The 13,676-nt window shown below is 59.4% G+C and carries 11 protein-coding genes and 2 rRNA genes (1 of these 13 cut by a window edge); 7 read left to right on the top strand and 6 right to left on the bottom strand.

The genetic code is table 11. The annotated features are described in order from the left end of the window. Window positions 1-186 precede the first annotated feature (186 nt). The 6 genes from ACZZ0Q_RS03155 (at window position 187) to ACZZ0Q_RS03130 (ending at window position 6,880) form a co-directional block, all read left to right on the top strand. Entirely contained in the window at window positions 187-3,603 is a 3,417-nt protein-coding gene (locus ACZZ0Q_RS03155) for an ATP-binding protein (protein WP_463540111.1), read from the top strand. Continuing rightward, window positions 3,600-4,274 carry a response regulator gene (locus tag ACZZ0Q_RS03150; RefSeq protein WP_463540112.1) on the top strand — a complete coding sequence of 225 codons (675 nt, stop codon included), beginning with the start codon at window positions 3,600-3,602 and terminating at the stop codon, window positions 4,272-4,274. The genes ACZZ0Q_RS03155 and ACZZ0Q_RS03150 overlap by 4 nt, the downstream gene beginning before the upstream one ends. Window positions 4,275-4,451: 177 nt before the next feature. After that, window positions 4,452-4,952, top strand: a complete 501-nt coding sequence (gene ureE, locus ACZZ0Q_RS03145; protein WP_463540113.1) for an urease accessory protein UreE — start codon at window positions 4,452-4,454, stop codon at window positions 4,950-4,952. Window positions 4,953-4,963: 11 nt separating this feature from the next. Next, entirely contained in the window at window positions 4,964-5,638 is a 675-nt protein-coding gene (locus ACZZ0Q_RS03140; RefSeq protein WP_463542247.1) for an urease accessory protein UreF, read from the top strand. Between the two features lie 22 nt (window positions 5,639-5,660). Further along, window positions 5,661-6,275 (top strand): urease accessory protein UreG, encoded by a 615-nt coding sequence (ureG, locus tag ACZZ0Q_RS03135; RefSeq protein WP_108098371.1) that lies wholly within the window; start codon window positions 5,661-5,663, stop codon window positions 6,273-6,275. Window positions 6,276-6,307: 32 nt separating this feature from the next. After that, window positions 6,308-6,880: a HupE/UreJ family protein gene (locus tag ACZZ0Q_RS03130; RefSeq protein WP_463540114.1), complete on the top strand. Its 573-nt coding sequence runs from the start codon at window positions 6,308-6,310 to the stop codon at window positions 6,878-6,880. A gap of 85 nt (window positions 6,881-6,965) precedes the next feature. On the opposite strand, the gene ACZZ0Q_RS03125 is transcribed toward ACZZ0Q_RS03130, so the two are convergent. Further along, window positions 6,966-7,496, bottom strand: a complete 531-nt coding sequence (locus tag ACZZ0Q_RS03125) for a hypothetical protein (protein ID WP_463540115.1) — start codon at window positions 7,494-7,496, stop codon at window positions 6,966-6,968. 59 nt (window positions 7,497-7,555) lie between these two features. Then, window positions 7,556-7,981, bottom strand: coding sequence for a VOC family protein (locus ACZZ0Q_RS03120; RefSeq protein ID WP_122494686.1), 426 nt, complete (start codon window positions 7,979-7,981; stop codon window positions 7,556-7,558). Between the two features lie 132 nt (window positions 7,982-8,113). Here ACZZ0Q_RS03120 and ACZZ0Q_RS03115 point away from each other — a divergent pair, with 132 nt between their 5' ends. Continuing rightward, window positions 8,114-8,974: a LysR family transcriptional regulator gene (locus ACZZ0Q_RS03115; RefSeq protein ID WP_463540116.1), complete on the top strand. Its 861-nt coding sequence runs from the start codon at window positions 8,114-8,116 to the stop codon at window positions 8,972-8,974. 64 nt (window positions 8,975-9,038) lie between these two features. On the opposite strand, the gene ACZZ0Q_RS03110 is transcribed toward ACZZ0Q_RS03115, so the two are convergent. From ACZZ0Q_RS03110 to ACZZ0Q_RS03095, 4 genes are all read right to left on the bottom strand, one after another. After that, entirely contained in the window at window positions 9,039-9,515 is a 477-nt protein-coding gene (locus ACZZ0Q_RS03110) for a phage infection protein (protein ID WP_463540117.1), read from the bottom strand. 200 nt (window positions 9,516-9,715) lie between these two features. Then, complete coding sequence (gene ada / locus ACZZ0Q_RS03105; protein ID WP_463540118.1) at window positions 9,716-10,792, bottom strand: bifunctional DNA-binding transcriptional regulator/O6-methylguanine-DNA methyltransferase Ada; 1,077 nt, start codon at window positions 10,790-10,792, stop codon at window positions 9,716-9,718. Window positions 10,793-11,052: 260 nt separating this feature from the next. Continuing rightward, window positions 11,053-11,168, bottom strand: a 5S ribosomal RNA gene (gene rrf / locus ACZZ0Q_RS03100). Window positions 11,169-11,313: 145 nt separating this feature from the next. Then, window positions 11,314-13,676 (bottom strand): 23S ribosomal RNA (locus ACZZ0Q_RS03095); it runs 527 nt beyond the window's last position.

Raw genomic sequence — 13,676 nt, 5'->3', positions numbered from 1 at the left:
TACGTCATCTGACGTACAGCCGCCTGCCCCGGCCTGGTGCAAGCTAGTCGCACGCCACGCAGCCAGACAAAAGCCCAGGCGCAGCAGGCGCGCGTATTAACGGGGGCGCAGGCCGTAAACGGGCCGGGGCATGGAAGTTGCTCGGCACCCCGCAGGCCTTTTCCTTCCGAGCTTCAGGAGCCCGACGTGCAACCCACCGGCACCCAGCGCATCGTCAAGATTCGCCGCGACTACAACAGCTGGGTCGCCGACGAGACCATGGAGGACTACGCGCTGCGCTTCACCCCGCGCTCGTTTCGCAAATGGTCGGAGTGGCGCATAGCCAATACGGCGATTGGCGCGGTGTCGTTTCTGGCCCTGGAAGCCATCGGCGGCGCGCTGGCGCTGAGCTACGGATTCACCAATACGCTGTGGGCAATTCTCGCGGTGAGCCTGGTGATTTTTCTCACCGGTTTGCCCATCAGCTACTACGCCGCGCGCTATGGCGTGGACATGGATTTGCTCACCCGCGGCGCCGGTTTCGGCTATATCGGCTCGACCATCACCTCGCTGATTTACGCCAGCTTCACCTTTCTGTTTTTCGCCCTGGAAGCGGCGATCATGGCCTTGGCGCTGGAGCTGTATTTCCACATTCCGTTAGCGCTGGCCTATGTGATTTGCTCAGTGCTGGTGATTCCTCTGGCCGCTTACGGGGTGACGCTGATCAGCCGTTTGCAGCTGTGGACGCAGCCGCTGTGGATTGTGCTGTTGCTGCTGCCGTATCTGTTTGTGGCGTGGAAAAATCCGGAAGCACTGAGCGACTGGACCAGCTTTGCCGGCCGCGAAGGGGAAGGCGGCGCGTTCAATCTCCTGTCGTTCGGCGCCGCCTGCACCGTGGCCTTGGCGCTGATTACGCAGATTGGTGAGCAGGTCGATTACCTGCGCTTTCTGCCAGAAAAAACCGCCGCCAACCGCAAACGTTGGTGGGCCGCATTGCTGATGGCCGGGCCCGGATGGATTATTCCCGGCGCGCTGAAAATGCTCGCCGGGGCGTTTCTGGCCTTCCTGGCGTTGCAGCATGAAATTCCCATGGAGCGCGCCGCCGAGCCCACGCAGATGTACCTGGTGGCGTTCGGCTACGTGTTCGGTTCGCCGCAGTTGGCGCTGGCGGCGATGGTGCTGTTCGTCATTGTGTCTCAGGTAAAAATCAACCTGACCAACGCCTACGCCGGCTCGCTGGCGTGGTCGAATTTCTTCGCCCGCGTCACCCACAGCCATCCGGGCCGCGTGGTGTGGTTGGTGTTTAACGTGGCGATCGCCTTGATGTTGATGGAGCTCGGGGTGTTCGAGGCCATCGAAGAGGTGTTGGGGCTGTACGCCAACGTCGCCATCGCCTGGATTGGTGCGGTGGTCGCCGACCTGGTCATCAATAAACCGCTGGGCTTGTCGCCGCGCCATATCGAGTTCAAGCGCGCGCATTTGTACGACATCAACCCGGTCGGCGTCGGCGCCATGCTGGTGGCCTCGTTGCTCTCGGTGCTGGCCCATGGCGGTGTGTTCGGCGCCATGCTGGAAGCGGCGTCGCCGGTGGTGGCGCTGGGCACCGCTTTTGTCACCGCGCCGCTGATTGCCTGGCTGACCAAGGGCCGCTTCTACATCGCCCGCAGCAGCGCGCCGCAACTGCTCTACCCCGCCGGGCCGGTCGCGCAGTTGCACTGTGGGTTGTGCAGCAATGCTTTCGAAGCGCCGGACATGGCGTTCTGCCCGGCCTACAGCACGCCGATTTGCTCGCTGTGCTGTTCGCTCGACGCCCGCTGCGGCGACGCCTGCAAGCCGCAGGCGCGGCTGGTCGACCAAATGGATAACTTTGTGCGCTGGCTGTTCCCCCGCGCTTCGATTCCGCGCCTGCACAGCCGCCTGGCGCAGTACCTCGGGCTGCTGCTGGTGCTGGTGGCGTTGCTGCTTGGCGCCCTGCTGATGATTTACAGCCAGGTGTCCCACAGCCTGCTGCCGCACTCGCCGCAGGTGCAACAGACGTTGTACCTGGCCTTTCTCAAAGCCTTTCTCACCCTCACGGTGTTCGCCGGCATCCTCGCCTGGTGGGTGGTGCTGACCCGCGAAAGCCGGCGCGTGGCGCAGGAAGAATCGGACCGGCAAACCGTGCTGCTGATGCAGGAAATCGAAGCCCACAGCCGTACCGACGAGGCGCTGCAAAAAGCCAAAGAGGCCTCCGAAGCGGCGAATGCGGCGAAGAGCCGCTACGTGACCGGGCTGTCGCACGAGCTGCGCACGCCGCTCAATAGCATTCTTGGCTACACCCAGATTCTGCAACGCGACAGCGCCATGCCCGGCCAGCATCACGATGCCCTGGCCACCATTTACCGCAGCGGCTCGCACCTGCTCTCGCTGATCGATGGGCTGCTGGACGTGGCGAAAATTGAGGCGGGCAAGTTGCAGTTGGAACTCAGCGAAATTCCTTTCCCCGAATTTATCCACGACCTTCAGCGCATGTTCACGCCGCAGGCCGAAGAGAAAGGCCTGCACTTTCGCCTGGAGCAGCAAGGGCGTATGCCGACCGTGGTGCGCGGCGACGAAAAGCGCGTGCGGCAAATTCTGATCAACCTGCTCGGCAACGCCGTGCGCTTCACCGACAGCGGCGAGGTGTGTTTGCGCGTGAGCTATATGCGCGAGACGGCGACGTTTGAAATCGTCGACACCGGCATCGGCATTGCGCCGGAGCAAATCGAGCGGATTTTCCAGCCGTTCGAGCGCGGCGACCTGATGCGCCAGGACAACGGCGTGGGCCTGGGCCTGACCATCACGCGCATGCTCACCTCGTTGATGGGCGGCGAGTTGTCGGTGCGCAGCGTGCCAGACCAAGGCACCTGTTTTCAGGTGCGCCTGTTTCTTTCCGAAGTGCGCGTGCCGCAGGCGGTGGTGCACGTTGAGCACGACATCATTGGTTATCAGGGCCCACGCCGGCTGATTCTGCTGGTGGACGACCATATTGAGCACCGCCGCATTCTTGCCGGCATGCTCGAGCCGCTGGGTTTTGATATCGCCCAGGCCGCCAGCGGGCAGGAAGCGATTCGTCAGGTGGCGTTGTTAAACCCGGATCTGATTCTGATGGACCTGTCGATGCCGCACATGGATGGCTGGGAAACCAGCCGGCTGATCCGGCGCAACGCGCTGTCCCTGGCGCCGATCATCGTCATTTCCGCCAACGCCTTTGCCGACGACCGCGAGCGAAGCGTCGCCGCAGCCTGCAACGATTACCTCGCCAAGCCGGTACATACGCCCGCCTTGCTGGAGAAAATTCAGACGTACCTGGGCCTGCGTTGGGTGAAGCGCGCCAACGTGGTCGCCGCGCCTGCGCAGGCATTGGTAGCGCCGTCGGCCGGCGCCTTGGCTGAACTCTACGAGCTGGGCGAGCTGGGCTATATCAAAGGCATTTTGGAAAAGCTCGACTGGCTCGACCAACACGAACCGGTGAGCGCGACCTACACGCAGAGCCTGCGTGCGCAGGTAAAACGCTTCCAGCTGAACGAATTCAATCGCCGGGTAAAAGACGCCCTGCAACACCTCACCCACCCCACCGACGCGCCTGCCGAGGAGACGCCATGAACGCGCTCACTGCCGCCCTTCCCCCTGCCGACCAGGGCATTGTGCTGATCGTCGATGACACGCCAGACAACCTGGCGTTGTTATCCGACGCGTTGGACATGGCCGGCTATATGGTGCTGGTCGCCCTCGACGGCGCCAGCGCCCTGGAACGCATGCAGCGCCGTCGCCCGGATGTGGTGCTGCTGGACGCGATGATGCCGGGGCTGGACGGCTTCGAAACCTGTCGACGGATCAAGGCGCAAGCCGAGCTGGCCGACATCCCCGTGCTATTTATGACCGCCCTGTGCGACAGCGAACACGTGGTGGAAGGCTTCGCGGCCGGCGGCATCGACTACGTGACCAAACCGATCCGCCCCGACGAAGTGCTCGCCCGCGTCGCCGCCCACCTGCGCACCGCCCGCAGCTTGCAATCGGCCCGCAGCGTACCCGCCCTGCGCGCTGCGCCGACCCAGGCGCAAACCCAGGAAGCGCTGGCCCAGCGCTTTCAGCTGACGGAACGGGAAGTGGAGGTGCTGCAATGGGTGAGCTGCGGCAAAACCAACCGCGACATCGGCGACATTCTCGGTCTGAGCCCGCGCACCGTGAACAAACACCTGGAACACGTTTACGTAAAGCTCGGCGTCGAAACCCGCACCGCCGCAGCGGCGGTGGCGATTGCGGCGGCTCGGTAGTTAACGCCGCTCCTACACGCCTCACACCGCACCATAACAGTGCGCGTGCGAACCGCCCGCACCAAATAAAACCTGACCACTGCCCCAGTTTTTACCCCATCCCGCCCGCTGCGGGCGTTGGCGGGTTTGGCACCGCACTTGCTCTGCACCCGTTATTGAATCTGCCGGTACACCGTTATGTTGGTCATCCATTCCCGTATCCAGCCACAGCAGAGCTGGGACGCCGAACTGCACTTGAGCTTTGCCGCACGCAGTAAAAGTCGCCTGCGCTGCTTTGCGGTCTCCGGCGAAGACGTCGGCTTGTTCCTGGAGCGTGGCCAGCCGGCGCTACACGATGGCGAGTTTCTTCAGGCACAAGACGGGCGCGTTGTGCGTGTCAGCGCCAGCCCTGAGCGGTTGCTGCACGTTACCTGCGCCAATGCCTTCGAACTGACCCGCGCCGCGTACCACTTGGGCAATCGCCACGTCGCGTTGCAACTGGGCGATGGCTGGCTGCGCTTGCCGGAGGACTACGTGCTGCAAGCGATGCTCGAGCAGTTGGGCGCCACCGTCGAGCTGATCGACGCGCCTTACCAACCCGAGCAAGGCGCTTACGGCGGCGGGCATCACCACTCTCACGCCGGCGACGAAGAATTCAGCTACGCGCCGCGCCTGCACCAATTTGGCGTGCGCACGTGAACATTGGCCCGCTGAGTCCGGCCTGGGCGTTAATGCGCCTGGCAAGCCCGCAGTTGCCAATTGGCGGTTACAGCTATTCGCAGGGGCTGGAAATGGCGGTGGAGCGCGCGCAGGTGTGCAACCAGGACAGCGCTCAGCGCTGGATCGCCGACCAGCTGCTGCTCAACCTTGCGCGTTTCGAAGCCCCACTATTGCTGGCCCATTGCACCGCTGCGCTGGCAGGCGATTGGGCCGCGCTGGCCGCCCTGGCCGAGCAACACCGCGCCAGTCGCGAAACCCGTGAGCTGCAGCAAGAAAGTCGGCAAATGGGCTATTCGCTCAAGCAACTGCTTGAAGGCTTGCCGGAACTGGATGACGACGCCCGTGGCTTTCTCGCCAAACAACCCGAGCCTGGTCTGGCCGTGATGTGGGCATTGGCCGCACGAGCCTGGGCGATCAGCGCCGACGATGCGCTGGCCGCCTGGCTCTGGGGCTGGCTGGAAAACCAACTGGCGGTGCTGATGAAAACCTTGCCGCTAGGCCAACAAGCCGCCCAGCGCCTGACGTCGCAGCTTCTGCCCTTGCTGCAGCAAGCCCACGCTCAAGCGCAACACAGCTCACCCGAACAACGAGGCAGCGCTGCCTTTGGCCTGGCGTTGGCCAGCATGGCGCACGAGCGCCAGTACAGCCGCCTCTTCCGCTCTTGATCGCCAAAAGGAACAGACACACATGAACAGCCAACCTCTACGCGTCGGCATCGGTGGCCCGGTAGGCTCCGGCAAAACCGCGCTCACCCTCGCCCTGTGCCTGGCACTGCGCGAACGCTACAACCTGGCCGTGGTGACCAACGACATCTACACCCAGGAAGATGCGCAGTTTCTTGTACGAAACGAAGCGCTGGCGCCAGAACGCATCATCGGCGTGGAAACAGGCGGCTGCCCGCATACCGCGATTCGTGAAGATGCTTCCATCAACCTGGAAGCTGTCGACCAGCTCAATCGTCGCTTTCCTGGCCTGGACCTGATCATCGTCGAATCGGGCGGCGACAACCTGTCGGCCACCTTCAGCCCGGAATTGTCCGACCTGACCTTGTACGTCATCGACGTTTCGGCGGGCGACAAGCTGCCGCGCAAGGGCGGCCCCGGCATCTGCAAATCCGACTTGCTGGTAATCAACAAAGTTGACCTGGCGCCGATGGTTGGCGCGTCGCTCGAAGTGATGGAGCGCGACACCAAGAAGATGCGCGGCGACAAGCCCTTCGTGTTCAGCAACCAGAAAGTCGGCCAGGGCCTCGACGAAATCATCGCCTTTATCGAAAAACAGGGTCTGCTCACCGCAGCCTGAAACGTCCGCCGTTTTTATAAAAAGGAGCTCACATGAATCTGCGTAAAGCCCTGTTTAGCCTCGCGCTGTTTCTGTCCCCCGCCGTGGCATTCGCCCACCCTGGGCACGACAGCAGCGGCCTGCTCGCCGGCATCGCTCACCCGATCACCGGCCTCGACCATTTGCTCGCCATGCTGGCTGTGGGGCTATGGGCGGCACAACAGAAAGGCATGGCGCGCTGGGCGCTGCCGGTAACGTTCGTCGGCACCATGTTGCTGGGCGGTCTGTTGGGATTCGAAGGGCTGCAGTTGCCGTTTATGGAAACTGGTATTGCCGCTTCCGTGTTGGCGCTGGGCTTGCTGGTGGCTGTAGCCGTGCGGCCTCCAGTGGCCGTGGCCATGGCGCTGACGGCATTGTTCGCACTGGCCCATGGCGTGGCGCATGGCCTGGAACTGCCTGAAGTGGCGAGCCCGTGGGGTTATGCGGCCGGCTTTGTGGCGGCGACTGCGGCGTTGCATGCCGCCGGGTATGGCTTGGTTCGCGTGTTGCCATCCGCTGCCGCGCCGCTGGTGCGGATTGCCGGCGCGGTATCGGCTGGGGCTGGCGCCTGGCTGCTGGTGAGCTAAGTCGACGAGGCTGACGTTACGGAGCCCTCTCCCGCACGACCGTCGTCCTGTGGGAGAGGCTTCACCTCGATGAGGCCAACACCGTTTAAACGTGTACCGCCACTCGCAACGCTTCGTAGGAACCTGCCGCAGCAATGCCTACCGCTGCGGCCAATTCTAAAACCCGCTCAAGATCGGTGGTGTACACCAACACTGCTTGCATCTCGTCGTCCAGCGGCTGACTGAAATCCACCAACACATACCCTTTGGTTTCCGGACTCAAGGCGCTGAGCTGCACCTGAATACGGTTCATCGCCGTGAGCGGTTCGGTTTTCTGCAGTTGTTTGGGCTTGATGTTGAACGTCACTTCTTTGCCAAACGAGTCGATGATCTGTTGCAGCAGGTCGGGATAGGTGTCTGCCTGAAACAGCACCGTTTCCGGAAGGCTGCCCACTACTACCCATTCGCCGAGCGGGATGGGGAAGGTGTCGTCGTAGTTGATATCCGGATTAGCCGTCAGAAAGGCAGCCGGATCGGCGTAGGCTTGCGCCGCTTCGTCCGCGATCTTGTCGATTTCCTCGGCGCCCATGCACCCCGAACTTATTTTGCTGATCAGTTCTACGAGTTGGTCTTTCATGGGGAGCGGGTCCTGGCTTAGTTGAGGGCGCCAAGGATATCGCGAAGGTGCAAGCCCGGCTATTTGGCGAACAGTTGGCCGATGTCTTTAAAAGCCTTGAACTCCAACGCGTTGCCGCACGGGTCGAACAGGAACATGGTGGCTTGCTCGCCAACCTGGCCCTGGAAGCGGATGTGCGGCTCAATCACGAACATCAGGCCTTTTTCCTGCAGGCGCTTGGACAAGTCTTCCCACTCCTGCCAACCCAGCACCACGCCGAAATGCGGCACGGGGACGTCGTGACCATCAACTTCGTTGGTCATGACTTGTTCTTGGGAGGAGGTTTTCGGGTGCTCGTGGATCACCAACTGGTGGCCGAAGAAATTGAAATCGACCCACTTCTCGCTGGAGCGGCCTTCTGCCAAACCGAAGGTTTCACCGTAAAACTGGCGCGCAGCGGGAAGATCGAACACCGGAATAGCCAAATGAAAGGGGGAAAGACTCATGCGAATTGCCTCAACAAAACGTGGGAATAACTGCTCAGGTTTGAGTCTAGCCTTGTAGTTATGAATTGAAAGACGGTATTTTTTGCACCGAGCACAAATTATTTCGATCAATTCCACAGACGAGCCGAGCCAATGCTGCGCGAACTTAAGACGTTTCTCGCCGTAGCGCGGTACGGCACCTTTGCGGCGGCGGGCATGCACATCGGCCTCACGCAGTCGGCGGTTAGCGCGCAAATACGCAACTTGGAGCGCGCCCTCAATCAGTCGTTGTTTGATCGCACCGGACGGCAGGCCGTGCTCAACGCGGCCGGCAAACGTGCGCTGCCCATGGCTGGCGAAATGCTGGGGCTGTTCAGCCGCATGGCCACCGTAGACAGTGCGGGGGAATGCAGCGGCGAGCTGCGAATCGGTGCAATTGCCAGCGTACAGACTGGCTTGTTGCCTAGCGCACTGCTGCGATTAAGGCAGGCTGCGCCGAGGGTAGAACCGAAGCTGGTTCCGGGCGTTTCGCTTAATTTACTGAGTCAGGTGGATGCCGGCGAACTGGATGTGGCCATTTTGATTCGCCCGCCTTTCCCGCTGCCCAAAGAACTGCACACCCAGTTGCTTCGCCAGGAACCGTTTGTGCTGGTGGTGCCGGAGAGCGTGAATGGCGACGACCCGTTGCAGATTCTGAGCGAGCACCCGCTGGTGCGTTATGACCGGACCTCGTTTGGAGGACGGTTAGTGAGCCGCTTTTTACGTGAGCAGCGTTTGGATGTTCAGGTGGCGCTAGAGCTGGATGAGTTGGACGGGATTGTGAAGATGGTCGAATGCGGCCTGGGCGTTACGCTGATTCCTCTGGCCGGGCTGTGGCTCGAGTTGGGCACTAAGGTACGAATCATCGAACTGGGTGACCTGACGTTTCACCGCGAGCTGATCATGTTGCTGCGGCATAGCCAGCGAAACTTGCCAATTCTCCAGCTATTTAATGAATGCATCCAAAGGCACTAATAACCCGCCCATAAAAAAACCCGGCGTGGTTTGCCGGGCTTTTCAGGTGAGGTAACGCGAACCGTCAAACCACACGGTTGGCACCGGTACGATCAGCGCCACCTTCAGCTACACGGTTTGCGCCAGTACGGTCCGCACCGCCTTCAGCTACACGGTTTGCTCCGGTACGGTCTGCACCGCCTTCAGCTACACGGTTTGCGCCGGTACGGTCCGCACCGCCTTCAGCTACGCGGTTTGCACCGGTACGGTCTGCACCGCCTTCAGCTACACGGTTTGCGCCGGTACGGTCTGCACCGCCTTCGGCTACACGGTTTGCCCCGGTACGGTCTGCACCGCTTTCAGCTACACGGTTTGCGCCAGTACGATCAGCACCGCCTTCGGCTACACGGTTTGCAGCGGAACGGTCAGCGCCGCCTTCAGCAACCATCGAGGAGTGAACGAATTGACCGTCAAACGTGAACTGAGGTTGGTCGGATGGCAGAGCAAATACACTGGCGGAGAGGCTGGCCAGGATCAGGCTGGCGAATACTTGGCTTTTCATTTTTCGGCTCCTTGCAGGGGCTGGTAAGTGGGTACGGAGCCTATGGTACTCACCGAGATTTTTCGTAGAAGTGAAAGGTCCCAATAGTCACCATCGATACGAATGATTGCTGACTTTTTTCTTTCCAAATCAATCCACTAGCTGCGCTAAACATAGGTAGAAACGAATTCCTGACACCCGTTTTTGACCGCCCGCCCAGCTTATTCGCGCTCCTTCTCCAACAATTTTTGCTTGCGCTCGATACCCCAGCGATAGCCTGAAATGCCGCCATCGTTGCGAACGACACGGTGACAGGGAATCGCCACAGCCAAAGAATTAGCTGCACAGGCACCGGCGACGGCACGAACAGCCAGAGGCGTTCCAATAACTTCGGCGACGTCTCGATAGCTAGCGGTTTTGCCGACGGGAATTGTTTGGAGCGCCTGCCACACGCGCTGCTGAAACACTGTTCCGCGTATATCCAGAGGCAAACTCAGCCCCTGGCCCGGCGCTTCGACGAAGGCGATGACCTCGGCAAGGGTTTGGCTGAATGCGTCGTCGGCAGCTTCGATCTGAGCATTGGGAAATCGGCGGCGTAGGTCAGCTTCGAGCGCGGGCGCGTTGTCATCAAACAGAATCGCGCAAATGCCGCGCTCACTTTGCGCCACCAGCAACGCACCGAGCGAGCTGGCGCCAACGGCATAGCGAATGCGCACGTCGGCACCGCCCGATTTGTAGGCTTTCGGAGTCATGCCTAGGAGTTGGTTGGCGATGGTGTAGAAGCGTCCGCTGGAATTGAAACCTGCTTCGAACAGAGCGTCGGTTACAGACCCTTTCTTACTGAGTTGATCACGAACCCGGTTCGCTCTATGCGCATTGGCGTAGGCTTTTGGCGTGACGCCGGTAATCGATTTGAACAGGCGGTGAAAATGGTAGGGGCTTAGTCCAACGTCGCCCGCCAGTTGGTTTAGCGTCGGCGGCGTATCGGCTTTTTCGATCGTGTGGCAGGCGCGCTCAATCAACGCGCGCTGCGTTTCGTCAAGCGACCTCTGGTTCGGTTTGCAGCGCAGGCAAGCGCGGAAACCAGCGGCTTCGGCTGAGGAGCAGTCGAGATGGAACTGCACATTCTGGGGTAACGCGTGACGCGCCGAGCAGGAAGGACGGCAGTAGATGCCGGTGGACGTTACTGCGTAGACGAACTGACCGTCGGCGGCTTTGTCTCGCGCTTGCACGGCGAGCCAACGCGGGTCGCTGAGCGTCTGGGCGATGCGGGTCTGTTTGTCGAGATTGGAACTCATCGAATAGCTCACCATTGGTCGCTGAGCGTACGGTATCAGGGGATCCACCGGGGGGGCATGCTGAATCTTGCTATCGAATTCGGACTTCCATAGAGAGCGGAGCTGAATGGCTGGGCCCGCTCTGTGGGCGACCGCCAAGTCGGCCGAAATTTCCTTACTGGAAACGAGGCGCCTATAGAGGCCTGTGCCCTCGCCTAACTTTTCCGCGCGCAAAAACAAACCCCCTACCCGTTTTCACGAGTAGGGGGTTTGGAATTTAAGCTTGACGATGACCTACTCTCACATGGGGAGACCCCACACTACCATCGGCGATGCGTCGTTTCACTACTGAGTTCGGGATGGGATCAGGTGGTTCCAACGCTCTATGGTCGTCAAGCAATTCGGGTGGAGCGTCGCGTTAGCGCAGCTCCAAATTGGGTATGTGATGGTGTTGCGGATAATTTGTGTGTTTGCCGAATTTTCGGTTTGTATCGTCTTCACACCGTCAATTTGCGTTTTTAAGCAAATTGCTTGGGTGTTATATGGTCAAGCCTCACGGGCAATTAGTATGGGTTAGCTCAACGCCTCACAACGCTTACACACCCCACCTATCAACGTCGTAGTCTTCGACGGCCCTTTAGGGGATTCAAGATCCCAGTGAGATCTCATCTTGAGGCTAGTTTCCCGCTTAGATGCTTTCAGCGGTTATCTATTCCGAACATAGCTACCCGGCGATGCCACTGGCGTGACAACCGGAACACCAGAGGTTCGTCCACTCCGGTCCTCTCGTACTAGGAGCAGCCCCTCTCAAATCTCAAACGTCCACGGCAGATAGGGACCGAACTGTCTCACGACGTTCTAAACCCAGCTCGCGTACCACTTTAAATGGCGAACAGCCATACCCTTGGGACCGGCTTCAGCCCCAGGATGTGATGAGCCGACATCGAGGTGCCAAACACCGCCGTCGATATGAACTCTTGGGCGGTATCAGCCTGTTATCCCCGGAGTACCTTTTATCCGTTGAGCGATGGCCCTTCCATACAGAACCACCGGATCACTAAGACCTACTTTCGTACCTGCTCGACGTGTCTGTCTCGCAGTCAAGCGCGCTTTTGCCTTTATACTCTACGACCGATTTCCGACCGGTCTGAGCGCACCTTCGTACTCCTCCGTTACTCTTTAGGAGGAGACCGCCCCAGTCAAACTACCCACCATACACTGTCCTCGATCCGGATAACGGACCAGAGTTAGAACCTCAAAGTTGCCAGGGTGGTATTTCAAGATTGGCTCCACGCGAACTGGCGTCCACGCTTCAAAGCCTCCCACCTATCCTACACAAGCAAATTCAAAGTCCAGTGCAAAGCTATAGTAAAGGTTCACGGGGTCTTTCCGTCTAGCCGCGGATACACTGCATCTTCACAGCGATTTCAATTTCACTGAGTCTCGGGTGGAGACAGCGCCGCCATCGTTACGCCATTCGTGCAGGTCGGAACTTACCCGACAAGGAATTTCGCTACCTTAGGACCGTTATAGTTACGGCCGCCGTTTACCGGGGCTTCGATCAAGAGCTTCGCGTTAGCTAACCCCATCAATTAACCTTCCGGCACCGGGCAGGCGTCACACCCTATACGTCCACTTTCGTGTTTGCAGAGTGCTGTGTTTTTAATAAACAGTCGCAGCGGCCTGGTATCTTCGACCGGCATGAGCTTACGCAGTAAATGCTTCACCCTCACCGGCGCACCTTCTCCCGAAGTTACGGTGCCATTTTGCCTAGTTCCTTCACCCGAGTTCTCTCAAGCGCCTTGGTATTCTCTACCCAACCACCTGTGTCGGTTTGGGGTACGGTTCCTAGTTATCTGAAGCTTAGAGGCTTTTCTTGGAAGCATGGCATCAACCACTTCGCGCTCTAATGAGCACTCGTCATCAGTTCTCAGCCTTAACCGCCCGGATTTACCTAAGCAGTCAGCCTACAACCTTAAACTTGGACAACCAACGCCAAGCTGGCCTAGCCTTCTCCGTCCCCCCATCGCAATAACTAGAAGTACAGGAATATTAACCTGTTTTCCATCGACTACGCTTTTCAGCCTCGCCTTAGGGACCGACTAACCCTGCGTCGATTAACGTTGCGCAGGAAACCTTGGTCTTTCGGCGTGGGTGTTTTTCACACCCATTGTCGTTACTCATGTCAGCATTCGCACTTCTGATACCTCCAGCAAGCTTCTCAACTCACCTTCACAGGCTTACAGAACGCTCCTCTACCGCATCACCTAAGTGATACCCGTAGCTTCGGTGCATGGTTTGAGCCCCGTTACATCTTCCGCGCAGGCCGACTCGACTAGTGAGCTATTACGCTTTCTTTAAAGGGTGGCTGCTTCTAAGCCAACCTCCTAGCTGTCTAAGCCTTCCCACATCGTTTCCCACTTAACCATGACTTTGGGACCTTAGCTGACGGTCTGGGTTGTTTCCCTTTTCACGACGGACGTTAGCACCCGCCGTGTGTCTCCCGTGCTCGCACTTGCTGGTATTCGGAGTTTGCATCGGTTTGGTAAGTCGGGATGACCCCCTAGCCGAAACAGTGCTCTACCCCCAGCAGTGATACACGAGGCGCTACCTAAATAGCTTTCGAGGAGAACCAGCTATCTCCGAGCTTGATTAGCCTTTCACTCCGATCCACAGGTCATCCGCTAACTTTTCAACGGTAGTCGGTTCGGTCCTCCAGTTAGTGTTACCCAACCTTCAACCTGCCCATGGATAGATCGCCCGGTTTCGGGTCTATACCCAGCGACTAAACGCCCTATTAAGACTCGCTTTCGCTACGCCTCCCCTATTCGGTTAAGCTCGCCACTGAATATAAGTCGCTGACCCATTATACAAAAGGTACGCAGTCACCCAACAAAGTGGGCTC

The organism is Pseudomonas sp. AC070, assembly GCF_979258635.1.
This window is presented reverse-complemented; position numbering and strand designations above follow the sequence as displayed.

What these genes read in the sequence shown, in the direction of transcription:
- ACZZ0Q_RS03120 (WP_122494686.1), bottom strand. Translation starts at nt 7,981, where the DNA reads ATGAGTCTTTCCCCCTTTCATTTGGCTATTCCGGTGTTCGATCTTCCC.
- ACZZ0Q_RS03110 (WP_463540117.1), bottom strand. Translation starts at nt 9,515, where the DNA reads ATGAAAAGCCAAGTATTCGCCAGCCTGATCCTGGCCAGCCTCTCCGCC.
- ACZZ0Q_RS03125 (WP_463540115.1), bottom strand. Translation starts at nt 7,496, where the DNA reads ATGAAAGACCAACTCGTAGAACTGATCAGCAAAATAAGTTCGGGGTGC.
- ureG (WP_108098371.1), top strand. Translation starts at nt 5,661, where the DNA reads ATGAACAGCCAACCTCTACGCGTCGGCATCGGTGGCCCGGTAGGCTCC.
- ACZZ0Q_RS03115 (WP_463540116.1), top strand. Translation starts at nt 8,114, where the DNA reads ATGCTGCGCGAACTTAAGACGTTTCTCGCCGTAGCGCGGTACGGCACC.
- ACZZ0Q_RS03130 (WP_463540114.1), top strand. Translation starts at nt 6,308, where the DNA reads ATGAATCTGCGTAAAGCCCTGTTTAGCCTCGCGCTGTTTCTGTCCCCC.
- ureE (WP_463540113.1), top strand. Translation starts at nt 4,452, where the DNA reads ATGTTGGTCATCCATTCCCGTATCCAGCCACAGCAGAGCTGGGACGCC.
- ACZZ0Q_RS03150 (WP_463540112.1), top strand. Translation starts at nt 3,600, where the DNA reads ATGAACGCGCTCACTGCCGCCCTTCCCCCTGCCGACCAGGGCATTGTG.
- ada (WP_463540118.1), bottom strand. Translation starts at nt 10,792, where the DNA reads ATGAGTTCCAATCTCGACAAACAGACCCGCATCGCCCAGACGCTCAGC.